Origin of the sequence: Nonomuraea sp. NPDC059194 (assembly GCF_042754765.1) — a bacterium.
Classification (GTDB): Bacteria; Actinomycetota; Actinomycetes; order Streptosporangiales; family Streptosporangiaceae; genus Nonomuraea.
Window position 1 is genome coordinate 1 of record NZ_JBHZBH010000065.1, and the last position, 21,252, is coordinate 21,252.

21 protein-coding genes are annotated in these 21,252 nt (G+C 69.5%); 9 read left to right on the forward strand and 12 right to left on the reverse strand.

Annotated elements, in window-relative coordinates; genetic code table 11:
• Positions 1-234 precede the first annotated feature (234 nt).
• The 3 genes from ACFXJ8_RS41545 to ACFXJ8_RS41555 form a co-directional block, all read right to left on the reverse strand.
• Positions 235-528, reverse strand: coding sequence for a helix-turn-helix domain-containing protein (locus ACFXJ8_RS41545; protein WP_379650694.1), 294 nt, complete (start codon positions 526-528; stop codon positions 235-237).
• A gap of 2 nt (positions 529-530) precedes the next feature.
• Positions 531-890 (reverse strand): type II toxin-antitoxin system RelE/ParE family toxin, encoded by a 360-nt coding sequence (locus ACFXJ8_RS41550; RefSeq protein WP_379650696.1) that lies wholly within the window; start codon positions 888-890, stop codon positions 531-533.
• Positions 891-1,149: 259 nt separating this feature from the next.
• A complete protein-coding gene (locus tag ACFXJ8_RS41555; RefSeq protein ID WP_379650697.1) occupies positions 1,150-2,211 on the reverse strand; it encodes an MBL fold metallo-hydrolase in 1,062 nt (353 codons plus the stop codon).
• A 230-nt stretch (positions 2,212-2,441) separates the two neighbouring features.
• Here ACFXJ8_RS41555 and ACFXJ8_RS41560 point away from each other — a divergent pair, with 230 nt between their 5' ends.
• The gene (locus ACFXJ8_RS41560; protein WP_379650699.1) at positions 2,442-3,632 is read left to right on the forward strand and encodes a sensor histidine kinase; all 1,191 of its coding nucleotides are present in this window, start codon (positions 2,442-2,444) and stop codon (positions 3,630-3,632) included.
• Positions 3,629-4,234 (forward strand): DNA-binding response regulator, encoded by a 606-nt coding sequence (locus ACFXJ8_RS41565; protein ID WP_379650701.1) that lies wholly within the window; start codon positions 3,629-3,631, stop codon positions 4,232-4,234. The genes ACFXJ8_RS41560 and ACFXJ8_RS41565 overlap by 4 nt, the downstream gene beginning before the upstream one ends.
• Here the strand turns inward: ACFXJ8_RS41565 and ACFXJ8_RS41570 are convergent.
• The 3 genes from ACFXJ8_RS41570 to ACFXJ8_RS41580 are packed head-to-tail and all read right to left on the reverse strand — an operon-like array spanning position 4,184 to position 6,536.
• The gene (locus tag ACFXJ8_RS41570) at positions 4,184-5,548 is read right to left on the reverse strand and encodes an MFS transporter (RefSeq protein ID WP_379650702.1); all 1,365 of its coding nucleotides are present in this window, start codon (positions 5,546-5,548) and stop codon (positions 4,184-4,186) included. The two genes, ACFXJ8_RS41565 and ACFXJ8_RS41570, sit on opposite strands and share 51 nt — an antisense overlap.
• Positions 5,545-6,099 (reverse strand): helix-turn-helix domain-containing protein, encoded by a 555-nt coding sequence (locus tag ACFXJ8_RS41575; RefSeq protein WP_379650704.1) that lies wholly within the window; start codon positions 6,097-6,099, stop codon positions 5,545-5,547. The genes ACFXJ8_RS41570 and ACFXJ8_RS41575 overlap by 4 nt, the downstream gene beginning before the upstream one ends.
• A 38-nt stretch (positions 6,100-6,137) precedes the next feature.
• Positions 6,138-6,536 (reverse strand): hypothetical protein, encoded by a 399-nt coding sequence (locus ACFXJ8_RS41580; RefSeq protein ID WP_379650706.1) that lies wholly within the window; start codon positions 6,534-6,536, stop codon positions 6,138-6,140.
• A gap of 25 nt (positions 6,537-6,561) precedes the next feature.
• Between ACFXJ8_RS41580 and ACFXJ8_RS41585 the strand changes: the two genes are divergently transcribed.
• On the forward strand, positions 6,562-7,206 hold the full coding sequence (locus ACFXJ8_RS41585; protein ID WP_379650708.1) for a B3/4 domain-containing protein: 645 nt from the start codon (positions 6,562-6,564) through the stop codon (positions 7,204-7,206).
• Positions 7,207-7,410: 204 nt separating this feature from the next.
• Positions 7,411-11,052, forward strand: a complete 3,642-nt coding sequence (locus ACFXJ8_RS41590) for a multifunctional oxoglutarate decarboxylase/oxoglutarate dehydrogenase thiamine pyrophosphate-binding subunit/dihydrolipoyllysine-residue succinyltransferase subunit (protein WP_379650710.1) — start codon at positions 7,411-7,413, stop codon at positions 11,050-11,052.
• A gap of 67 nt (positions 11,053-11,119) precedes the next feature.
• Here the strand turns inward: ACFXJ8_RS41590 and ACFXJ8_RS41595 are convergent, their stop codons facing one another.
• A complete protein-coding gene (locus ACFXJ8_RS41595) occupies positions 11,120-11,941 on the reverse strand; it encodes an RNA polymerase sigma factor (protein WP_379650711.1) in 822 nt (273 codons plus the stop codon).
• A gap of 108 nt (positions 11,942-12,049) precedes the next feature.
• Between ACFXJ8_RS41595 and ACFXJ8_RS41600 the strand changes: the two genes are divergently transcribed.
• The 3 genes from ACFXJ8_RS41600 (at position 12,050) to ACFXJ8_RS41610 (ending at position 13,895) form a co-directional block, all read left to right on the forward strand.
• Positions 12,050-12,238, forward strand: a complete 189-nt coding sequence (locus ACFXJ8_RS41600) for a DUF6104 family protein (RefSeq protein WP_379650713.1) — start codon at positions 12,050-12,052, stop codon at positions 12,236-12,238.
• Positions 12,239-12,342: 104 nt separating this feature from the next.
• Positions 12,343-13,143 (forward strand): DUF4097 domain-containing protein, encoded by an 801-nt coding sequence (locus ACFXJ8_RS41605; RefSeq protein WP_379650715.1) that lies wholly within the window; start codon positions 12,343-12,345, stop codon positions 13,141-13,143.
• Positions 13,140-13,895, forward strand: a complete 756-nt coding sequence (locus ACFXJ8_RS41610; RefSeq protein WP_379650716.1) for a helix-turn-helix transcriptional regulator — start codon at positions 13,140-13,142, stop codon at positions 13,893-13,895. Before ACFXJ8_RS41605 ends, ACFXJ8_RS41610 begins: the two co-directional genes overlap by 4 nt.
• Here the strand turns inward: ACFXJ8_RS41610 and ACFXJ8_RS41615 are convergent.
• The 4 genes from ACFXJ8_RS41615 to ACFXJ8_RS41630 form a co-directional block, all read right to left on the reverse strand.
• On the reverse strand, positions 13,884-14,723 hold the full coding sequence (locus ACFXJ8_RS41615) for an oxygenase MpaB family protein (RefSeq protein WP_379650718.1): 840 nt from the start codon (positions 14,721-14,723) through the stop codon (positions 13,884-13,886). The two genes, ACFXJ8_RS41610 and ACFXJ8_RS41615, sit on opposite strands and share 12 nt — an antisense overlap.
• A gap of 70 nt (positions 14,724-14,793) precedes the next feature.
• Positions 14,794-15,750 (reverse strand): zinc-binding dehydrogenase, encoded by a 957-nt coding sequence (locus ACFXJ8_RS41620; RefSeq protein WP_379650720.1) that lies wholly within the window; start codon positions 15,748-15,750, stop codon positions 14,794-14,796.
• A 9-nt stretch (positions 15,751-15,759) separates the two neighbouring features.
• Positions 15,760-16,632 carry a hypothetical protein gene (locus ACFXJ8_RS41625; protein WP_379650721.1) on the reverse strand — a complete coding sequence of 291 codons (873 nt, stop codon included), beginning with the start codon at positions 16,630-16,632 and terminating at the stop codon, positions 15,760-15,762.
• 29 nt (positions 16,633-16,661) lie between these two features.
• Positions 16,662-18,095 (reverse strand): acetyl-CoA synthetase, encoded by a 1,434-nt coding sequence (locus tag ACFXJ8_RS41630; RefSeq protein WP_379650722.1) that lies wholly within the window; start codon positions 18,093-18,095, stop codon positions 16,662-16,664.
• A gap of 257 nt (positions 18,096-18,352) precedes the next feature.
• On the opposite strand from ACFXJ8_RS41630, the gene ACFXJ8_RS41635 reads away from it, so the two are divergent.
• A complete protein-coding gene (locus tag ACFXJ8_RS41635) occupies positions 18,353-19,471 on the forward strand; it encodes a trypsin-like serine peptidase (RefSeq protein ID WP_379650724.1) in 1,119 nt (372 codons plus the stop codon).
• A gap of 48 nt (positions 19,472-19,519) precedes the next feature.
• Here ACFXJ8_RS41635 and ACFXJ8_RS41640 read toward each other — a convergent pair whose 3' ends face one another.
• Complete coding sequence (locus tag ACFXJ8_RS41640; protein ID WP_379650725.1) at positions 19,520-19,831, reverse strand: SSI family serine proteinase inhibitor; 312 nt, start codon at positions 19,829-19,831, stop codon at positions 19,520-19,522.
• 289 nt (positions 19,832-20,120) lie between these two features.
• Between ACFXJ8_RS41640 and ACFXJ8_RS41645 the strand changes: the two genes are divergently transcribed.
• Positions 20,121-21,191, forward strand: coding sequence for a trypsin-like serine peptidase (locus ACFXJ8_RS41645; protein ID WP_379650727.1), 1,071 nt, complete (start codon positions 20,121-20,123; stop codon positions 21,189-21,191).
• Positions 21,192-21,252 lie beyond the last annotated feature (61 nt).

Genomic DNA, 21,252 nt, shown 5'->3' on the forward strand with positions numbered 1-21,252 from the left:
CCGCCCACTGAGCGGCGGTCAAATCACCACGACCCACCCGAAGATCATCCCAGAAGTAGATCACTCACGTGATCCACTTCTGAAACACGCCCTAGAGCGGAAACTGACAAGGTGTGGTGCGGCCAGGCCTGCACTCGATACGGCCGGATACTTCGCAGCGATCTCGCCATGGGGTGACGGGTGTGCCCCTCGCGTTGTGGTGCCGGAAAGCAAATGGCGACGGCCACTGACAGGTCAGGCTGCGTCGGTGAATTCGACCCTGAGGCCGGTGCCAAGCGCATGGGCCAATCGCTCCAACACGCCGATGGTCGGCGTGGGTCCGCCAGCCTCCAGCCGCGACAGGGCGGGCTGCGTCATCCCGGCGCGCTTGGCCAACTCCGTCTGCGACAGCCCCAGGGCAATGCGGCGGGTCCGTACGGCGTTGCCCAGCTCGAAAGCCAAGCGTGCCTCTTCACGACCGGCGCGAACCTCGGCGCTGTCACGTCCCGCTCCCAGATCCCAGCGTACGTGCGGACTGCTCTCGTTCATGATCAAACCTGCCTGTCATAGGTGTGGACCGCGTGGCCGTGGGAAGCTTCACACTCTTTGCGCGCCTGCTGCGCTCGCTCGACTTCACCGGCCTCCTTTCGCCGGGTCTTTCGGAAGACCGTCAGGAGGACGACTCGGCGGGCTGGGGCCAGCCAGTACGTGATGCGCACCTGCGCTGGGTACAGGTGGATGCGCAACTCCCGGAGACCGCCGCCGAGATGGCGCGACCATGGCTCACCGAGGGTTTCGGCATTCTCGGCCAAGATCGCGACAAACTCTTCCACGCGGCCGTATTCGCGATCCGGTAGGGAATCCAGCCACTCCCGTACCTCCGATTCGATCTCGACCGCATACATCTCCATGCATCGAATGCTATATGCATCTGATGCTATCCCACTGTCTACAACGGCCCTTCTACTGCCGTGGCATCACGAGATCGCCGGCTCACTGGCGATGCCGACCGTCGATTCGTGTGACGGTCGACGACTGTCGTGCAGATATAGGCCCTGTGGTCGATGACGCGTATGCCTCGACGGGGCCGGCCATCCGCGTCACCCTGCCTGCCGTACAGCGAGACAGAGCTGGAACGCTGGCGGTGGAGGAGTGTGCCGCTGTCAACGCCTATTGCGTGGAGTGCCAGGTGTCCGGTTCGCCCAGGACGCAGCTGACCCGGCCCCTGGCCTCCAGCCAGGCCAGGTGCGCGAGCGTCTCGTTGTTGGCCGCGCGGCGCATGAACGGCTGGATCGTCTCCCACGGCCGCGACCAGGTCAGCCTGGTGGCGATGTCCCAGCAGGTGATGCCGTCGTGGGCGGCCACCACGCCCTCGATCTCGGCCAGCCGCTCCTCGTGGTGGCCGATCACGTAGTCCACGCGCTCGGCCAGCTCCAGGAACCGGTACTCGTGCGCGGGCAGCACCTCCTCGACGTCGAGCTTGCGTACGGCGAGCAGCGCGTCGAGGTAGTCGGCCAGCGGGTTGGGCCCGGACTGCGGGTGCACGGCCACGATCGGGGTGATCTTGGCGAGTACGTGGTCGCCGGAGAACAGCACCTTGCGCTCGTCCGACACGAAGCACAGGTGTCCGGGCGAGTGCCCCGGCGTCCACAGCGCCCGCAGGTCCCAGCCGGGCAGGTCGAGCCGGTCGCCGTCCTCGACCAGCCGGTCGGGTCGCGCCATCATCACCATGTGCCTGATCATCATCGAGGCGCCCGCCAACTCGGCCAGCGTCTCGACCGGCACTCCCGACCTGACCAGCAGCGCCTTCTCCTTCTCCACCAGCGACTCGACGTATTCGTCGTCGTAGCGGTCGCTCAGCAGCCGCGCGTCGGCGGGATGGAGGGCGATCCACGCACCGGACGCCTCGCGGACGCGTCCGGCCAGGCCGTAGTGGTCCGCGTGGATGTGGGTGACGAGCACGGCCTTGACGTCGGTGATCGCGTAGCCGGCGACCGCCAGGCCCGCCACCAACGCGTCGTAGGCCTCGTCGGTGTTCCATCCGGCGTCGATGATCGCCACGCCGCCGGGCAGTTCGAGGGCGTAGACGAGGACGTAGCGCAACGGGTTGATCGGGATCGGCACCGGGATCGACCACAGGCCTGGCCGTACTTTCTCGACCGCGGGGAGCGTTCCGTCCAGCCAGGCGGTCCGTTGAGCCTCGTTCGCCGCCGTCACCACAAACTTCGACATCTCACCATTGTTCCAGAACCATGTTCGGTTTGGGCGCCTCGCGGGTGAAGCCCTCCCCCAGAGGTCGAGAGAGAGGTGCTCAGGTCACGATGGACCGGCCACTGACGGCCCGCGGATGAAGCCCACGCCATGAGGCACCCCGGTCACCGCGAATCGACCGGTGATGCCCGCGGGCGAGGCGCCCGGATCACGATGAATCGGCCGTTGACCGCCGCCGGTGGAGCGGGCGGGTGCCTAGAATTGCGGCCGTGCTGCGCTGGGCCAGGATGGCGACCTTGGCGACCTTGAGCATGACCGTGATGGCGGGCTTCGTCATGCCCGGCATCGGCCTCTTCCGCGAGCCCGACCCGCTCCGCGTCGCGCTCGGCGCGGTCGGCATCACGCTGTTCGCCGCCGCGCAGGCCGCCGTCCTCTACGCGGCCATCACGCCGTCCGCACGTGGAAGGGTCCAGCGCTGGGTCTTCGCCGCCGCGACCGTGGTCTCGATTCCGTTGGCGGGCCCGCTGGCCGCCCCCGCGTGGGAGACGTGGGCGTGGATCGGCGGCGCGGTCCTGGCCACCGCGCCGCTGGTGACGACCGGGCGCTGGCCGTCTCTGGCGATCATGTGTGCTGCCACGGCGGCCTCCGCCGGGGTGGCGCTGTGGGTGGGCGACCAGGTCCGGCTGTACGTCGTGATCACGCTGCTGCTCGGCCTGTCCACGCTCGCGATCAGCGGCCTGCACGTATGGCTGTGGAACCTGCTGCTCGAAGCGCAGGAGGGCAGGGCGGCCCAGGCCAGGCTGGCCGCGGCGGAGGAACGGCTGCGGTTCGCGCGCGACGTGCACGACCTGCTCGGCCACGACCTGTCGGTGATCGCGCTCAAGGCCGAGCTGGCCGAGCGCCTGGTCGCGGTCGCCCCCGAGCGGGCGGCCGAGGAGGCCGCCGACCTGCGCCGCCTGGCCGCCACCGCCCTCACGGACCTGCGTGCCGCCGTTCACGGCTATCGCGAGGTGGACCTGCCCGCCCAGCTCACGGCCGTCGCGCAGGTCCTGCGCTCCTCGGGCGTGCGCTGCACGATCACTGGGCTGACCGACGGCCTGATCGACAACCCGGGCGGCACTACGGAGGGCGGGACGGGAGCCCGCGCGGAAGGCGGGGTGGGTGGTGGGTTGACGCAGGAGGTCGCCGCGCAGCTCGCGGTGGTGCTGCGTGAGGCGTCGACGAACGTCCTGCGGCACAGCACGGCAAGCTGGTGCACGATCGAGCTGGCCAGAGAGTCCGGCAGAGTGCGCATGACCGTGACGAACGACGGCGCGAAGCCCGCCGCCCCCGACCGCCACAGTTCGGGCCTGCGCGGTCTGCGCGAACGCCTCGCAGAGGCGGGCGGCACGCTGCGTTCGGGAGTCGAGGGCGACGTGTTCAGGCTGGAGGTGACGCTGTGATCAAGGTGCTGCTCGCCGACGACGAGGAGCTGATCAGGACGGCCCTGGCCGCGCTGCTGGGGCTCGAACCCGATCTGGAGATCGTCGCGCAGGCCGCCGACGGCAGGGCCGCCGTCGACCTCGCGCTCTCGCACCGTCCCGACGTGGCCGTGGTCGACCTGGAGATGCCCGCCCTCGGCGGGCTGGAGGTCAGCGCCGAGCTGGCCTCCGCGCTCCCCTCCTGCGGGGTCGTCATCCTCACGGGGTACGGCAGGCCGCCGCTGCTCAAGCGGGCGCTCGACGCCGGAGCGAAGGGCTTCATGCCCAAGGGCTCGCCGGGGGGCGCGCTGGCCGAGGTGATCAGGCGGGTCCATGGTGGCGGTCGCTACGTGGATCCCGGCCTGGCCGCCGACGCGCTGACCGCCCCAGAGTGCCCGCTCACCCCACGGGAGTTGGAGGTGCTGCGGCTGGCGGAGTTCGACACGCCGGTGGCGGTGATCGCCCGCCGTACCCACCTGTCGAACGGGACGGTCCGCAACTACCTGGCGGCGGCCGTCACCAAGCTCGGCACGTCAAACCGGGCGGAGGCCTTCAGGCTCGCCCGCGAACACGGCTGGCTGTAGCGCGGGGCGTGGGGTGGGGCGTAGGTCAGGCATCCTGGCGAACAGCAGCGTGGAGGCCAGTGCCAGCGCCGCCGCCAGCCACCACGCGGCGGCCGTGCCGAGGCCGAGCGCGAGTGAGGCGAGCCCGAGGTTGGCCAGGCCCGCGCCCGTCTGCAGCGACATCGAGGAGACCGAGGTCATGGTGGCGCGCTCGGCCGAGGTGACGCGCAGGTGGGTCAGCTCGGCGCCGAGCAGGACGGTGATCGACAGCCCGGTGAACATGGCCGCGTAGGCGAGCCCCGCGGTCACCAGCCCCGCGGCCCCCGTCAGCGTCGCCGTGGCGGCGAGCGCGGCCAGCGAGAGCGCGGTCACCACGATGCCCGCCACCGAGCCGCGCACGGAGCCGCGCCCAGAATCGAGCCCAGAGCCGCGACCTTCAAAGCCCCCGGGGCCGCGACCTCCAAAGCCCCCGGGGCCGCGAAGGAGCGCGGCGACCCTCGGGGCCAGCGCGCTGCCGAGGGCGCTGCCCGCGAAGCCGATCGCGGCGACGAAGGCGTAGGCGGTCGCGCCGCTCTCCGCGGCGCCCGTGAGCGCGGCCAGCCGTACCGGGGTCAGCAGCTCGACGGCGACCAGCGCCGTCCCCAGCACCACCGCGACGCCCATCAGCCGCCGCAGGACGCCGTCGGCCACCGTCATGCGCAGCCCTGAGAGCACGGTCGCGGGCACGGTCCTCAGGACCGCGCCGAGCGTGCGGTGCCCGTGCGGCGGCTCGGGCAACGCGAAGAGAGCCACGACCAGCAGCACGACCGCCGCGGCCGCGCCCATCCCCGGGGGTACGGCCAGCCCGCCCGGCACGACCAGCGGCACGAGCCCGCCGACGATCGTGCCGCCGCACAGCGCCACGGACTCCATGGCGTGCCCCCTGGACAGCCCCGGCTTGAGGTCGGCGTCGGGTCCTTCGAGCGCGTGCAGGGTGTCGACGTACCAGGCCTCCGCCGGGCCGCTGGACAGCGCCCTTGCCACGCCCTTGGCGATCGCGCTGACCGCGAAGAGCGTGAAGGAGTCGGCCACAACCATCAGCGACAGGCCCGCCACGGTGAAGGCGGCCGAAGCCGACAGCACGACCCTGCGTCCGAGCACGTCGGCCAGCCCGCCGGTGGGCAGCTCCAGCGCGACGCTCACCGCCGAGTAGAGCGCCATGGTGGCGCCGACCTCGGCGATGGTGAGGCCGCGCTCGGTCATGAGCAGCACCATCGGCGCCATCATCAGGCCTGGCGGCAGCCAGGTGAGGAGGCTGACGAGCATGTAGCGGCGGCATGCGGACTGGGGGGTCATCGCTTCCTCCTGGGGAAGGCCGTGGTGCCGACGTAGACCTGTTCGGCGGAGGGAGCGTCGCCGTACCTGGCCTCGAGCTCGCGCTGCAGCTCGGCGACGCGCTCGAAGTACTCGCGCACCCCCTCGGGGGTGAGCCTGACCAGCGCGTCGCCCATCCCCGCCGCCGCTGTCCACTCCACGGGCCACTCCTCGGCCCTGAACTCCTCCACCGAGCGGGCGATCGCCTCGATCTGCCGCAGGGACATGATCGTGACGGCCTCCCTGCCCTCCGGCGTGGCCGAGAGCTCGGCGGTGTTCCACTCGGTGAAGCGGTGGCGGGCGCGCCAGCGGCGTTCCCTGGCGTCGGGTGAGGGGTCCTCCTCGATGAAGCCGTACTTGGCCAGCTCGCGCAGGTGGTAGCTGGTCGAGCCCGAGCTCTCGCCCACTTTGCGCCCCAGCGCGCTGGCCGTGGCGGGGCCTTCGGCGCGCAGCAGGCCGAGCAGCCTGACCCTGAGCGGGTGGGCGACGGCCTTCAGCGTGCGCGGGTCGCTGATGTGGAACGCCTCGTCCATGCCATCCAAGGTAGACCGCAAAGGACATTTTGCAAATGTTAATTTGCGATCGACACCATGATCGCGCCGAGCAGGAACAGGATGAAGACCAGCGGAATCAGCAGCGCGCCCAGCAGCACCAGCTGGTAGACCACACCGTTCCACGGCTGCGGCGCGGGCCCGAGCGCGCCAGGGGAGAACGACCAGGCGGGCGCGCGGTACTCCACGGGAAGCGACTGCCCCTGCGCCACCCACACCTGGAGGTCCGCGTTGCCGACCTGGGGCGGCAGCAGGCCGGGGACGTGCACGTGGAGGTGGTAGGTGCCGGGGGCCACCGGGATCACGTTCTGCCCCCATCGGACGGGAACGGGGTAGCCGTTGAGCGTCACCACCGGCTTGAAGACCGCGAGGCCGAAGACGGCCCAGTGGTACTTGAGGTCGAGGACGAGATGACTCATGTCGGGGTCCTTCTAGGCTGGGGGAATGATTGAAGACGTTCGCGTTGATCCTGAGATCTTCGAGCTGCGGCCCGACTTCGCCGTTCTGGTCATGACCGCGTACGGCCTGCGCAACGGCCCCACGGACGACCGCTCGCGCGCCTGGCTCGAGGAGGCATCGTCGCATGCCGTACAGCAGGAGAAGATCGACCCCTGGCGCGAGGCCTACCGGGGTTTCGGCGCCAAGCCGCAGCGCACCAGGCCGTCGGTCGACGCGCTGACCCGCCGCCTACCCCTGCCCGAGATCAACCTCGTGGTCGACGCCTACAACTCCGTCAGCGTGAAGCACGTGCTGCCGATCGGCGGCGAGGACCTGGCCCACTACCGGGGCGCGGCCCATCTGATGCGGGCCAAAGGCGACGAGCCCTCGGAGGAGGCGCTCGGCACGCCCGACGCCGGCGAGGTGATCTGGCGCGACGACGTGGGCGTCACCTGCAGGCGCTGGAACTGGCGGCAGGTGGTGCGCACCAGGATCACCGAGGAGACCACCGACGCGCTGTTCCTCCTGGAGCGGCTCGAACCGCTCTCACTGGAGGAGCTGAAGGAGGCCGGGGAGGAGCTCGCGGAACTCCTCAATCAGGTCACACCGGACATTAAGGTCGAAACCCGGCTCATTGTTAGCAGGAGGTAAAAACTCCGCCAGATCGTCGATACCGAATGGTAACAATGGCTGCACCCCCAGGAATCACTAGGGAGGCGTGACCACTTCGGTCTCTCCTGAGAGGATCAGGCGGAGTGGTGTGGCCTCAAGGGCGCACGATGCCGGTCGAGGCGAGTAGCCTTGGACAGGTTCTCTATCATCAACGCCGATCTGCGGAAGAGGGCGATTTCCGCCGTGTCGTCTGAGTCGTCGCGGACAAACCCGCTGGCAAGCTTCGGTCAGAACGAATGGCTTGTCGACGAGCTGTACCAGAAGTATCTCCAGGACCCCGAGTCTGTAGACCAGGCTTGGTGGAACTTCTTCGCTGACTACAACCCTGACTACGGACCGGGCAGAACCCCGGTCAGGGAGGCGGCGAACGGCACAGCGACCGCGCCCGCCCCCGCTGCTCCTAAGGCCGCCGTGACTACCACTGCTACTGAGAAGCCCAAGGTCTCCACCCCCGTGCCCGCCGGTGCCGAAGAGGTCAAGCTGCGCGGCGCCGCCGCGCGCACGGCGGCGAACATGGACGCCTCGCTGGTCGTGCCGACGGCCACCAGCGTGAGGGCCATTCCCGCCAAGCTGCTCATCGACAACCGCATCGTGATCAACAATCACCTCGCGCGCGGTCGCGGCGGCAAGGTCTCCTTCACGCACCTGATCGGCTATGCCATCGTCAAGGCGCTGAAGACCATGCCGGCGATGAACTTCTCCTACACCGAGGTCGAGGGCAAGCCCACGCTGGTCAAGCCCGAACACGTCAACTTCGGCCTGGCGATCGACGTGCAGAAGAGCAACGGCGAACGCCAGCTCCTCGTGCCGTCGATCAAGGCCGCCGAGGACATGGACTTCCGCCAGTTCTGGATGGCCTACGAGGAGATCGTCCGCAAGGCCCGCTCCGGCAAGCTCGGCGTCGACGACTTCGCCGGCACCACGATCTCGCTGACCAACCCCGGCACGATCGGCACCGTCCACTCGGTGCCGCGCCTCATGCCGGGCCAGGGCACGATCATCGGCGTCGGCGCGATGGAGTACCCAGCCGAGTACCAGGGCGCCTCGCCCGACACGCTCTCGCGTCTGGCCGTCTCCAAGGTGATGACCCTCACCAGCACCTACGACCACCGGATCATCCAGGGCGCCCAGTCGGGCGACTTCCTGCGCACGATCCACCGCCTGCTGCTGGGCGAGGACGGCTTCTACGACGAGATCTTCGAGGCGCTGCGGATCCCGTACGAGCCGGTCCGCTGGACGCGGGACGTCTCGGCCTCCCACGACGACGACGTGGCCAAGTCCGCCCGCGTGATCGAGCTCATCCACGCCTACCGGGTCCGCGGCCACCTCATGGCCGAGACCGACCCGCTGGAGTACAAGCAGCGCAAGCACCCCGACCTCGACATCCAGTCCCATGGCCTGACGCTGTGGGACCTGGAGCGCGAGTTCGCCACCGGTGGTTTCGGCGGCCGCCCGCTGATGAAGCTGCGCGAGATCCTCGGCGTGCTGCGCGACTCCTACTGCCGCACCGTCGGCATCGAGTACATGCACATCCAGAATCCCGAGGAGCGGGCCTGGATCCAGGCGCGGGTGGAGAAGGCCCACGCCAAGCCCGACCGCGAGGAGCAGCTCCACGTGCTCGCGCGCCTCAACACGGCGGAGGCGTTCGAGACCTTCCTGCAGACGAAGTTCGTCGGCCAGAAGCGCTTCTCCCTGGAGGGCGGCGAGTCCCTCATCCCGCTGCTCGACTCGGTCATCAGCGAGGCCGCGGGCGAGAACCTCGACGAGGTCGTCATCGGCATGGCCCACCGCGGCCGGCTCAACGTCCTGGCCAACATCGTGGGCAAGTCCTACGGCCAGATCTTCGGCGAGTTCGAGGGCAACATCGACCCGCGTACCGCCCACGGCTCCGGCGACGTGAAGTACCACCTGGGCGCCAGCGGCACGTTCACCGCGCCGACCGGCGAGACCATCGTCTCCTCCGTGGTCGCCAACCCCTCCCACCTGGAGGCGGTCGACCCGGTCCTGGAGGGCGTCGTGCGCGCCAAGCAGGACCTGCTGGAGCGCGGCGAGGAGGGCTTCTCGGTCCTGCCCGTGCTCGTCCACGGCGACGCCGCCTTCGCGGGCCAGGGCGTGGTGGCCGAGACGCTCAACCTGTCGCAGCTGCGCGGCTACCGCACCGGCGGCACCGTGCACATCGTGGTCAACAACCAGGTCGGCTTCACCACCTCGCCCGCCTCGTCGCGAAGCAGCGTCTACGCGACCGACGTGGCGCGGATGATCCAGGCGCCGATCTTCCACGTCAACGGCGACGACCCCGAGGCCGTCGTCCGCGTCGGCAGGCTGGCCTACGAGTACCGCCAGACCTTCCGCAAGGACGTCGTCATCGACATGGTCTGCTACCGCCGTCGCGGCCACAACGAGGGCGACAACCCGGCCTACACCCAGCCGCTGATGTACGACATCATCGACGCCAAGCGCTCGACCAGAAAGCTCTACACCGAGGCGCTGATCGGCCGCGGCGACATCACGGTCGAGGAGGCCGAGTCGGCGCTGCGCGACTACCAGGCGAAGCTGGAGCAGGCCTTCACCGAGGTCCGCGAGGCGGCCAAGCACCCGGCCGACTCCGGCGAGCTGCAGGTGCCCCACACCGAGGTCGTCAAGTGGTCCCACGCGGAGACGCCGACGGCGATCTCCGACGAGACGCTCAAGCGCGTGGTCGACACCCAGCTCAACCTGCCCGAGGGCTTCACCCCTCACCCGCGCCTGGCGCCGATCATCCAGCGTCGCGGTCAGATGGTGGAGCAGGACGGCATCGACTGGGCCATGGGCGAGACCATCGCCTTCGGCTCGCTGCTCATCGACGGCCACCCGGTCCGCCTGGTCGGCCAGGACTCCCGCCGCGGCACGTTCGTCCAGCGCCACGCGGTGCTGGTCGACCGGCTCACCGGCGAGGACCACACGCCGCTCAAGGCCTTCAACCACGGCACGACGAAGTTCTACGTCTACGACTCGCTGCTGAGCGAGTACGCGGCGCTGGGCTTCGAGTACGGCTACAGCGTGGTCAGGCCCGACGCGCTCGTCGCGTGGGAGGCGCAGTTCGGCGACTTCGTCAACGGCGCCCAGACGATCATCGACGAGTTCATCTCCTCCGGTGAGCAGAAGTGGGGCCAGAAGTCCGGCGTCGTGCTGCTGCTGCCGCACGGCTACGAGGGTCAGGGCCCCGACCACTCCTCGGCCCGCATCGAGCGCTTCCTGCAGGTCTGCGCGCTCGACAACATGACCGTCGCCCAGCCGACCACCCCTGCCAACTACTTCCACCTGCTGCGTTGGCAGGTCGAGTCGGGCAGGCACAAGCCGCTGGTCGTCTTCACGCCGAAGTCGCTGCTGCGGCACAAGAAGGCCACCTCGGCCGCCGCCGAGTTCACCTCCGGCACCTTCCAGCCGGTCATCGGCGACACCACGGTCGATCCCGGCAAGGTCACCAAGGTCGTGCTGTGCTCCGGCAAGGTCTACTACGACCTCGCCGCGGCCCGCGAGAAGTCGCCGGCGGCCGACAACACGGCGATCGTCCGACTCGAGCGGCTCTACCCGTTCCCCGAGGACGAGCTCACCGCCGAGCTCGCCCGCTACAGCCCCACCGTGGAGCTGGTCTGGGCGCAGGACGAGCCGGTCAACATGGGGCCGTGGCCGTACCTCACGCTGAAGCTGGCGGAGAACCCCGACCTGTTCGGCGGCCGCCGCCTGCGCAGGGTGTCGCGCACGCCCAACAGCTCCCCCGCGACCGGCTCCCACGCCGCTCACGACAGGGAGCTGGAGGAGATGCAGCACGCGCTGTTCGGCTGACGCACGAGCGAACGCCCCGGCCTGTGACAGGCCGGGGCGTTCGGCTTTCCCGGAGGGTGCCGGGGGTCTACCAGGCGAACGGCACGCCGTAGTCGGCGTTGACCTTCTGCTGGAGCTTCCACGCCTGGGGGGCGTAGGCGGCGTAGAAGTCCTTGCCGCAGGCCAGGTCGTCGAGCGCGGCCTTGACCTCCTTCTTCAGGTACGGCTTGGCCTGCTCGGGCTTCATGGGCGGAATGATGATCTTGGCGTTGGCCGGCGCGCTCACGCCCTGCCGACGAGCGACCTCCGTGCGCTCGTCGACGAAGACCTGGCGGCCGCGCTCGGCCAGCTCCGTCGGCTTGGCGGAGGTGACCTTGAGGCAGGCGGCGAAGGACCTGCCCAGCTTGACCAGATTGGCCGAGCCGTTCAGCTCGGTGTCGGCCAGCTTGTCGTAGGCGGCGGCGTGCTGCCGGCCGTAGTCCTCCCATGAGCTGATGTTCTTGCCGAGGACGGTCTTGACCGCCTCGATGAAGCATTTGTCCTGGGCGAGCCGGTAGGTCTTCTGCTCCGCCTCGGGCAGCGCCATGACGATCTTGTTGTTCGGGTGGTAGGCGCGGTAGCGGGAGATCTCGTCCCTTCGCCGCTTGCCGATCACGTTGGAGGCGATGCCGTACAGCCATGGCCTGGCGTCCGGGTGCTCCAGGTCGTATCGATGGCGGTTCTGGAAGGCGGCCAGGAACGCGTCGGAGACGACGTCCTCGGCCGCGTCGGGTCCGAGCCGCCGCACCGCGTACCGGTGCAGCTGCGGGGCGTGGCGATCGAACACCGCGGCGAACGCCGCGGGTTCCTGCCACGACCGCCGGATCAGCTCGGCGTCGGCGACCTCGGTGGTCGCGGCGGACTGTGGCATAGGGGACCTTTCGGTGCGGTGGTCGAATGCCTGTACTTACCGGACCGCGCGCAAAAGGTTCACACGGAAGCTCGTTAGAGTTGCCACGACCGAGTGAACAGGAGAGCGATGTACTTCACCGACAGGGGGATCGAGGAGCTGGTCGAGCGCCGCGGCGAGGAGGAGGTCAGCATCCTCTGGCTGGGCGAGCGGCTGCGCGAGTTCGTGGACCTCAACCCCGACTTCGAGACGCCGATCGAGCGCCTGGCGACGTGGCTGGCCCGCCACGACTCCGACGACGACGACGACGACGAGTAGGACGCCCGCGCCCTCGACACGCCAAACGCGATACATCTTGATTTTCCGCTTAACGCGACATATCGTGTCTTGTGTTGGACGTGTCGGGAACGAAGGACGAAACCATGTCGCAGTGGACGATCGAGGGCCCCCAGCAGCTCACGTTCGACGCCGTGCGCGGCCTCAACGTGCGCGTGATCGCGGGCAAGCTGGCCGTCCTGGCCAGCGAAGGGCCACCGACGCTGGAAGTCACCGAGATCGACTCCTCGCCGCTGATCGTCACCCATGACGACGACGGCACGCTCACCGTCGCCTACAAGGACCTCACCTGGGACGGCCTGCTCGGCTGGCTCAAACGGTCGGGCAACCGCGCGTCCACGCTGACGATCACCGTCCCCAAGGACTGCCCGCTCAACGTCGGCGTCGTCTCCGCCTCGGCCGTCGTCGCCGGCTTCGAGCACCGCACCGGAGTCCGCAGCGTCTCCGGCGAGATCGTCCTGGACGGCCTCAGCGGCGACGTCCACGCCGAGACCGTGTCGAGCGACGTCGAGTGCAGGGCGATGGAGGGCGACCTGTCGTTCAAGAGCGTCTCGGGCGATCTCGCGGTCGCCGGCGGCACTCCCCGCAGGCTGAAGGCCACCACGATCTCCGGTCGCATCACCGCCGACCTGGCGCTGCGCCCGACCGGGCACGTCTCGCTGTCCAGCGTCTCCGGCGACATCCTGGTCCGCCTACCGTACGACGTGGAGAGCGATGTCACGATCCGCTCCACCACGGGGCGGCTCGACTCGGCCTTCGAGGCGCTGCGCCCCAGCGGCCTTCCCGGGGCCAAGTCGCTGTCGGGACGGCTGGGTGGTGGAATGGCCTCGCTGTCGGCCACGACCGTCTCGGCCGATGTCACGTTGCTCAAGGGAGACAAGGAATGAGCCCGGTATTCGGCCACGGCAGGCTCCGGCTGTACCTGCTCAAGCTGCTGGAGGAGAGCCCTCGCCACGGCTACGAGGTGATCAGGCTGCTCCAGGACCGCTTCCTGGGCGTCTACTCCCCCTCGCCGGGCACGATCTACCCGCGACTGGCCAGGCTGGAGGAAGAGGGCCTGGTCACGCACGAGGTGATCGACGGCAAGAAGGTGTTCTCGATCACCGACAAGGGCCGCGCCGAGCTCGGCTCCCGCCTCGACGAGCTGGCCGACCTGGAGCAGGAGATCACCGACTCGGTCCGCGACATCGCCCGCGAGGTCAAGGAGGACGTTCGCGAGACCGTCAAGACGCTCCGCGAGGAGCTGACCGCGATGGCCAAGGACGTCAAGCGGGGCGGCCGCGACGAGGCCCGCCGCCTGCGCGAGCAGCAGAAGGCCGACGTGTGGCGGATCAAGGAGCAGCAGAAGCGCCAGTGGACGGAGCACGCCGCGCAGTGGCAGAGCGAGGGCGAGCGGCTGAGCAGGGAGTGGCGGCGCGTCTGGACCCAGGTCTGGAGCGACCTCGGCGGCTCCTTCGACGCCGGCACGCCCGACGACCGGGCCGAGCTCGACGCCGAGCTCGGTGAGCTGCTGGCCGACTTCGTCGCCAAGGTCCGCGAGGAGGCCTCGGAAAGCGACCTCACCCGCGAGACGCTGTCGGACTGCAGGGAGGCGCTCGACGCGGCCGCGGAGCGGATCCGCGACTCGCTACGCGGATAGCGGTTCCCGCCGGTCGCGCGCGGCCCGCCTGGCCCGGTAGGCGATCGGCAGGTAGCGGACCCGCTCGGGCAGGCGAGGCGTCAGCGCCGCGACCGCCCGCCCGAGCCGCCGCAACCGCCGCTCGTCCTTCTGCGTCCAGTCGAGCCCGAGCACCTGCCGTACGGCAGGCGGCAGCGTCCCCACGGTGACGAAGTGGTTGAACTCGCCCGACCCCATCCCCACGGGCCGCCAGATCCCGCGCAGCGGCCTGGGCACCATCGGCGGTGCAGGCGTGCCGCGCATGGTGGCCAGCACCTCCAGCGCGGTCGGGTGCGGTTCGAGCCGCTCGGCGACCATCCGGTCGAAGTAGCGCCAGAAGTCGTCCAGCGTCGGCGGCACCTCCCGCTCGGGCACCCGCAGGATCCGCCCGAGCTGCCGCGACTCGGCGTAGAGCCTGCGCTCCATCTCGCCGGAGTACGGCGTGCCGAAGTAGCGGTTGAGCGCGACGAAGCGCTCGAACAGCGTGAGGTGCACCCACGCGTAGGCCTCGCCGTTCAGCGCGTGGTAGGGGCGCCCCCGCTCGTCGGTGCCGCTGATCGAGGCGTGCAGCTCCCGCAGCCGCCTGCCTTCGCGCTCGGCCTCGGCGCCGCCGTACACCCAGGTCTGGACGGAGGTCAGGGTGCGGATGAGCCGTCCCCACGGGTCCTGCTTGTAAGCGGAGTGCCGGGCCACGGCCGCGCCCACAGCGGGGTGCATCGTCTGCAGGACGAGCGCGCTGCCCGCCACGAGCAGGTTGCGATACTCGCCCGCGGTGTCCCAGTGGATCGTGCCGGGACCGAACGGTTCCATAGGTCATGGCCTCCCGGGTGATACTTCCGTTGTATCACCCGGGAGCCAGCCAAGTAACCCGTCACTTACTTCAGACGGTGAACACCACCTTGCCGAACAACTCGCCCTCGTGCATCGCGGCGAAGCCGGCGCGGGCCTCGGTGAGCGGCATCGACCTGTCGATGAGCGGGCGCACGCCGGTCTGCTCCAGGAAGACCGCCAGGCGGCCGAGCTGGTCACGGGTGCCCATCGTCGAGCCGACCACCGACAGCTGCAGGAAGAAGACCCTGTTCAGGTCGGCGGGCGGCACCGCCCCGCTCGTCGCGCCGGACACGACGATCCGCCCTCCAGGGCGCAGCGACTTCAGCGAGTGGTCCCACGTGGCCTGGCCGACGGTCTCCATCACCGCGTCGACCCGCTCCGGCAGCCTGGCGCCCGGCTCGAACACCCGGTCGGCGCCGAGCCGGAGGGCCCGCTCCCTCTTCTCCTCCGAGCGGGAGGTGGCCCACACCCTGAATCCGCCCGCCCTGCCGAGCGCGATCACCGCGGTGGCCACGCCGCCGCCCGCGCCCTGCACGAGCACGGTCGAACCCGGCTGGAGCCCTGCCTTCTCGAACAGCATGCGGTAGGCGGTCAGCCAGGCCGTCGGCAGGCACGCGGCCTCCTCGAAGCTCAGCGCGGCGGGCTTGGGCACCAGGTTGCGGCGCGGCACCGCCACCTTCTCGGCGAACGTGCCGTCGTGGACCTCCGACAGCAGCGACCGCTTCGGGTCGAGCGTCTCGTCGGCGCCCTGCCCGATGACGGAGTGGACGATGACCTCGTTGCCGTCCTCGTCCACGCCCGCCGCGTCGCAGCCGAGCACGATCGGCAGCCGGGCCTGGCGGATGCCGACGCCCTTGAGCGTCCACAGGTCGTGGTGGTTGAGCGCGGCGGCCTTCACGGACACCGTGGTCCAGCCGTCCGGGGCCTTGGGGTCGGGATGCTCACCGAGCGTCAGCCCGGCCAGCGGGTTGTCGGGATCGGTCTGTGTAGCGGTAACGGCGAACATGGCCGCACCTTACTCGGTGAGCTTCACCTTGATCCCGCGCAGCGCCGTCTGAACGAACGGCTCCCGCCCCGCGGCGGAGACGAAGACGTCGCCCCTGCACACGCCATCGGCGTAGGCGGTGTTCCGGCGGAGTTCGGGAGGGATGCCGCTGTTGCGCGGGCAGTTGCGGGTCAGCACCAGCGACACCAGTTCGTCCCGCGCGCCGAGCAGCTCGCCGCCGAACAGCAGGCCGGGGCCCGCGGGCTCGCCGCCGAGCCGGTCGCCCGGCTTCGACAGGTGGACGGGCTGCTCGGCCGACAGCACGAGATAGCCGTCGCGGGTCACCCTGCCCTTGAGCGCGCGGGCCCACTCCATCCGCTGCTCGAAGCTCAGCCCGTCGCGGCGGTCCTGCAGGGCGATGCGCCACCTGCCGAACGCGAACACCAGCACCTGCCCCTCACGGGCGGACCACAGCGAGACGGTGCCGGTCAGGTTCCTGATCCAGGTGCTCTCCTCGGGCAGCCCGTCGAGGGGCGCGTAGAGCCTGCGGAACATCGCCCGCTCGCCGCTGATCCACGCCCCCTGATAGGGCCTGGACCCCCTAGCCGCCAGCCGCAGCGTGGCGGGATAGCGGACGGTGGCCTTCGTCCCGTCGGGGAACACCACGTCGATGCTCTCCTCGTCGCCCACGGACCGCGGCTCGGCGCGCAGGATGTTGGGCGCCTCGACCAGGTAGGTCGAGGCTCCGGGCGAGGCGGACGGCGGGTGATCGGCGGCCTGCCGTCCGTCCGGGCTCCTGCTGATCAGCAGGCTGACGGCGGGAACGGCGAGGACGGCCACCAGGACCACGATGCCGATCCATCGCCTGCGTCCCGGCGTGCCTGCCTCGATGACGTCGCGCACACCTCCATTCAAGACACCGATGGGTGGGTTCACCAGACGGCCGTGTTGACCTTTCCATCGGTCGTCAGGCGCACCCGGTGCCCCACCAGCTGCCTGGCCATGGCGTCGGCGAGCAGGTCCGCCTGCCGTACCCAGGCGTGGGCGCGGCCGCCTTCGGGCAGGTCGGCCACGAGCAGCCCCTTGGAGGGCGAGCCGTCACGCTCGTGCGCGACCGTGTACCCGGCCACCGTCGCCTCGCCCGCGTAGGCCGGCACGATCGGGACGGGCCGCGCCGTGTGCACGGGGGCGGCGTCGCCGAGCCTCCCGCCAGGCATGCTGGACCACACCGCGTAGGCGTGCTTGGTCAGGTGCATGCCCACGCCGCTGACCAGGCCGTGCCCGCCCTCTCTCAGGACTCCGGCCATCGTGGCGGTCGCGTGCAGGGCGTAGCCGCTGGCCGGCCCGCCCGCGTACGGCAGGCCGCCGGTGACCGTCAGCCCCCGCCGGTCCAGCGGGTCCAGCTTCAGCGCGTCGCACGCCATCCGCAGGGCGACGGCGAAACAGCTGTAGACGTCGAGCGCGACCAGGTCGTCCAGGGACAGCCCCGCCCGGGAGAACGCCGTGGCCGCCGCCGCGCCGAGCGCCTCCGAGGAGCCGAGCGACGGCCTGGCCGCCACCTCCCACGTGTCCTCGGCGTACGCCCACCCGCGCAGGTAGGTCCGCCGGTCGCGCGGCACCCCGAGCCGGTCGGCCAGCCCGCTGCTGACCAGCACGAGCGCCGCAGCCTGGTCCACCTCCATGACCGCGACGGTCCTCTTCGTGTACGGCCAGCCGACGAAGCGGTTGCCAGGACCGGGCGTCACCAGTTCCTCCGGCGTCGCCACAGTGCGGTGCCAGGCGTGCGGGTTGACCGCCGCGACCTCGGTGAACGGGGCGAACAGCGCGCCGCGCGCGGCCCGCTCCCTCGCGATGTCCTCCCCACGGGCGGTCTCCATGATCGCGTAGGTGTGCACGGGCAGGAACAGCTCGTGCGCCAGCTCGGCCTCGTGTGGGCCCCGCTCCCACCCGTAGGGCGGCTTGGGGTCGGCGGGATGGCTCCACCTCACGCGCTCGCCCGCCTTGCGGTAGGCGCGCCTGGTGGCCAGCGCCTCACCGCCCACGACCAGCGCCGCGTCCATCTCCCCCGCGGCGATCCGGCCCGCCGCCTCGCCGATGAGCAGGTGTGGCACCGTACCGCCGACCCTGGAGTAGGCCCGGTGCCGCGGGTCGGCCCCGAGCCGTCCGGCCAGGCGCGCCACGGGGTCGTCGTACTGCCAGGAGTCGGAGTAGACGATCTGGACGGAGTCGAGCCGCGCGCCGCTCAGCCGCGCCTCGGCCAGCGCCTGCCGCGCCACCGCCTCCCACAGGGACAGGGGCTCGGGCCCCGGCTGGTCGCGAACGGCGAGCTGGGCGGCTCCGACAAGGCAGGGGGTGCATGGATCCATGACGCCGATATAACCAGAGCAATGTTCGGTATGTAAAGGGTGGGACTTTTGTTGAAAGTGATTTCAGCGGCCAGTCCTCACCTGCGGAAATACCATTCTTGAATACATGCGAAATGGATATCCATGGAACCGTCCCAGACTTTTTCGCGTCGTTTCCTGGCCTATTCCTTGCGCCATTCAGTAGCGTCCTCAACGTTTTCCTGGCCCACCGGGGCACCGTTCCCCGCTCTGGGCCGCCGAGAACCGGAAGGAGCTCCATGTTTTCCCGAGCAAGGCGCCTCACGGTCGGTGTCGCGGCCATCGGCATGGCCGTCGGCCTGACCGGAGCCACCGCGGCCGAGGCCGCGGCCCCCAGCGATGTCGTCTCCAAGAACGCGACCACCTCAGCAGCCAGCGCCATCGCGTTCTGGACGCCGGACAAGCTCCGCGCGGCCACCGACATCAACGACGACCTGTCCATGGACGTGAGGGGTGCGAAGGGCACCGACTCCACCCCTGACGGCCCGCCCGGATCCGTCCCGCCGATCGGCCAGGAGAAGGCCAAGGCCACCAAGACCAAGCAGGTCAACCTGCCCAACACGGTCGGCCGCATCTTCTTCACGCTGCCCGGCGCGGACGAGAACGACAAGAAGAGCTGGAAGTACTGCTCCGGCACCTCGGTGCAGGGCAAGTACCGCAATCTCGTGGCCACGTCGGCCCACTGCGTCTACGACGTCAAGCACAACGTCTTCTACGACAACTGGGTGTTCATCCCGTCGTACTGGGACGGCAAGAACAAGTGGGACGGCAAGACGCCCTACGGCATTTACGCCGCCAAGACGTTCAACGCGCACGACGATTTCGTGGTGAAGGAGGACTACGACTACGACTACTCCTTCGTCACCGTCTACAACGGCTACAAGCCGCAGTGGCAGAAGGACGACAAGGGCAACTGGCGCGTCGTCAAGAAGAACGTCGGCAGGCTCGGCGACAACGTCGGCGGACAGGGCTTCACCTGGAACCGCAGCACCAAGGCCACGGTGTTCTCCTTCGGCTACCCGGCAGGCGAGCACCCCGACGGTGACAAGCCCTTCACCGGCAAGACCATGAAGTGGTGCTACGGCACGACGGCCGCCATGCCGCCGGCGCCGAAGTTCCGCATCGAGGAGCACGTTGGCTTCAGGTGCTCCTTCACCGCCGGCGCCAGCGGTGGACCGTTCCTGTACAACTACAAGAACTCCACCAGGACCGGCTACCTGATCGGCGTCAACAGCGTCGCCTGGGACACCGACGGCAACGACCGCTACGACCGCATCTCCTCGCCGTACTTCAACGGCGACACCTACAAGGTGTACAAGGCAGCGGCCAACCGCTGGAGCGGCAACCAGCCCGGCTGATGTCAACACCTGGGGTCCCGGTCCTGCTCAGGACCGGGACCCTTGCCCTCAGAAGGAGAAGAGCGAGCCGGTCTCGAGCCGCATCGTGCAGGAGTTGCCGAAGTTGTGGCGGTACCTGATCGGCCTGCCGTCCCACCTGCCGAACGCGGTGGCCCTGACCGGGTCGTAGTGCATGGTGCACCTGATGGCCGGGTCGCCCTCCACCTCGGCGGGGTCGCCGCCCGCCGCTTCGAGGTCCGCGCACGCCTTCCTCGGGTCGGGATGCGTCGAGACGCGGTACGGCTCGCACGTCAGCAGCACCATGCGCGATCCCGCGCTGAGGACGACCATCCGCTTCTGGTCGACCATTTTCAAGATCATTTCTGCCATCTTGGACGGCGGGTCGGGCTCGGCCATCGCGGGCGCGGGAGATGCGGCGAAAGCCGTACCGCAAAGGACAGCCAGACATGTGAGTCTTCTCATGCCAAGAAGCCTCTCCCTGGCCGCTGACCTGGGACAACGACCGACGCGCGGGATAATCGGCGCCTATCAGGCGATGTCCTCATACTTTCTTGATCACATAACAATCGCCAATCCAGGCTGCAATAGCGCTTACGATCTGGAAAAATCGCTCGTTACGGTCCAAGGAAGGCATTTCATGATCCCCCGCATGAGGCAACTCGCGATCGCCGCCGCCAGCGGCGTTCTGCTGATGCTGCCCGGATTCACGGGGGTCTCCCACGCCGCCACCGTCGATCCGCCCGACTACGTCTACTCCGAGCCGCTGGCCAAGTCCGAGCCCGAGATGCGCAAGGTCGCGGAGTACTGGAAGCCCGAGCGCCTCAAGGACGCCGACAGCTACTCCCCCGCCACCCCCGGCACCAAGGGGTCCTCGCCGCAGTCCTCGCCCTCCACGTCCGCGGGCTCGGTGATCACCAACGGCCTGGCCAAGAAGCGCGCGCCGCGTGACATCGCGCCCACCGCGCCCGTCAAGGGCGGCACGGCCAAGACGATCGGCAAGGTCTTCTTTCAGCTGGGCGGCAAGGAGTACTGGTGCTCGGCCAGCGCGGTCGCCTCCAGGAGCCGCAGCCTCGTCGCCACCGCGGGCCACTGCGCGTGGGACCCGCGCCTCGGCAAGAGCGCCAACTGGGTCTTCGTTCCCAACCCCGGTAAGAACGGCGAGGCCCCCGACGGCGTCTACGTCGGCGCGATGCTCCACATGCACGAGGACTGGGCGGCCATCGGCGACTACGACTACGACTACGCCTTCGTCTCCGTGCACCGCGGGTTCCGCTGGACGACCGAGAACGGCAAGGCCGTCATGAAGGACGTCGGCCGGCTCGAGGACAACGTCGGCGGCCTGGGCCTGACGATCGGCAAGAAGACCGGCAACCTGGTCCACGCCTTCGGCTACCCGGCGGGCGCCCAGCCCGACAACTCGCACCCGTTCGACGGCCGCACGCTCAAGACGTGCGACGGCAGGACCAAGCGGACCGTCAACCCCCCGCGGAACCTGCAGTGGGGCGTGCTGCTCACCGGCTGCGACTTCAGCGCCGGAGCCAGCGGCGGCCCGTGGACGCTCGGCTACAAGGCCTCGACCGGACTCGGCTACCTCAACGGGGTCAACAGCCTCACCTGGAACCTCGACGGGACGGGCAAGTACGACGCGGTGTCCTCGCCGTACTTCACGACGACGACGTTCGAGGTCTACGACCACGCCGCGAGCGACCCCACCGCCTGAAAATGTGGCTCAGATCACACGAACTCGGGGCAACCATTTGATCACTCACGCGTCAGAAGCG

Excerpts from the sequence above, each read along its gene's own strand:
- ACFXJ8_RS41545 (WP_379650694.1), bottom strand. The coding sequence starts at position 528 with ATGAACGAGAGCAGTCCGCACGTACGCTGGGATCTGGGAGCGGGACGT.
- ACFXJ8_RS41550 (WP_379650696.1), bottom strand. The coding sequence starts at position 890 with ATGGAGATGTATGCGGTCGAGATCGAATCGGAGGTACGGGAGTGGCTG.
- ACFXJ8_RS41555 (WP_379650697.1), bottom strand. The coding sequence starts at position 2,211 with ATGTCGAAGTTTGTGGTGACGGCGGCGAACGAGGCTCAACGGACCGCC.
- ACFXJ8_RS41570 (WP_379650702.1), bottom strand. The coding sequence starts at position 5,548 with ATGACCCCCCAGTCCGCATGCCGCCGCTACATGCTCGTCAGCCTCCTC.
- ACFXJ8_RS41575 (WP_379650704.1), bottom strand. The coding sequence starts at position 6,099 with ATGGACGAGGCGTTCCACATCAGCGACCCGCGCACGCTGAAGGCCGTC.
- ACFXJ8_RS41580 (WP_379650706.1), bottom strand. The coding sequence starts at position 6,536 with ATGAGTCATCTCGTCCTCGACCTCAAGTACCACTGGGCCGTCTTCGGC.
- ACFXJ8_RS41585 (WP_379650708.1), top strand. The coding sequence starts at position 6,562 with ATGATTGAAGACGTTCGCGTTGATCCTGAGATCTTCGAGCTGCGGCCC.
- ACFXJ8_RS41595 (WP_379650711.1), bottom strand. The coding sequence starts at position 11,941 with ATGCCACAGTCCGCCGCGACCACCGAGGTCGCCGACGCCGAGCTGATC.
- ACFXJ8_RS41600 (WP_379650713.1), top strand. The coding sequence starts at position 12,050 with ATGTACTTCACCGACAGGGGGATCGAGGAGCTGGTCGAGCGCCGCGGC.
- ACFXJ8_RS41605 (WP_379650715.1), top strand. The coding sequence starts at position 12,343 with ATGTCGCAGTGGACGATCGAGGGCCCCCAGCAGCTCACGTTCGACGCC.
- ACFXJ8_RS41610 (WP_379650716.1), top strand. The coding sequence starts at position 13,140 with ATGAGCCCGGTATTCGGCCACGGCAGGCTCCGGCTGTACCTGCTCAAG.
- ACFXJ8_RS41615 (WP_379650718.1), bottom strand. The coding sequence starts at position 14,723 with ATGGAACCGTTCGGTCCCGGCACGATCCACTGGGACACCGCGGGCGAG.
- ACFXJ8_RS41620 (WP_379650720.1), bottom strand. The coding sequence starts at position 15,750 with ATGTTCGCCGTTACCGCTACACAGACCGATCCCGACAACCCGCTGGCC.
- ACFXJ8_RS41630 (WP_379650722.1), bottom strand. The coding sequence starts at position 18,095 with ATGGATCCATGCACCCCCTGCCTTGTCGGAGCCGCCCAGCTCGCCGTT.
- ACFXJ8_RS41635 (WP_379650724.1), top strand. The coding sequence starts at position 18,353 with ATGTTTTCCCGAGCAAGGCGCCTCACGGTCGGTGTCGCGGCCATCGGC.
- ACFXJ8_RS41640 (WP_379650725.1), bottom strand. The coding sequence starts at position 19,831 with ATGATCTTGAAAATGGTCGACCAGAAGCGGATGGTCGTCCTCAGCGCG.
- ACFXJ8_RS41645 (WP_379650727.1), top strand. The coding sequence starts at position 20,121 with ATGAGGCAACTCGCGATCGCCGCCGCCAGCGGCGTTCTGCTGATGCTG.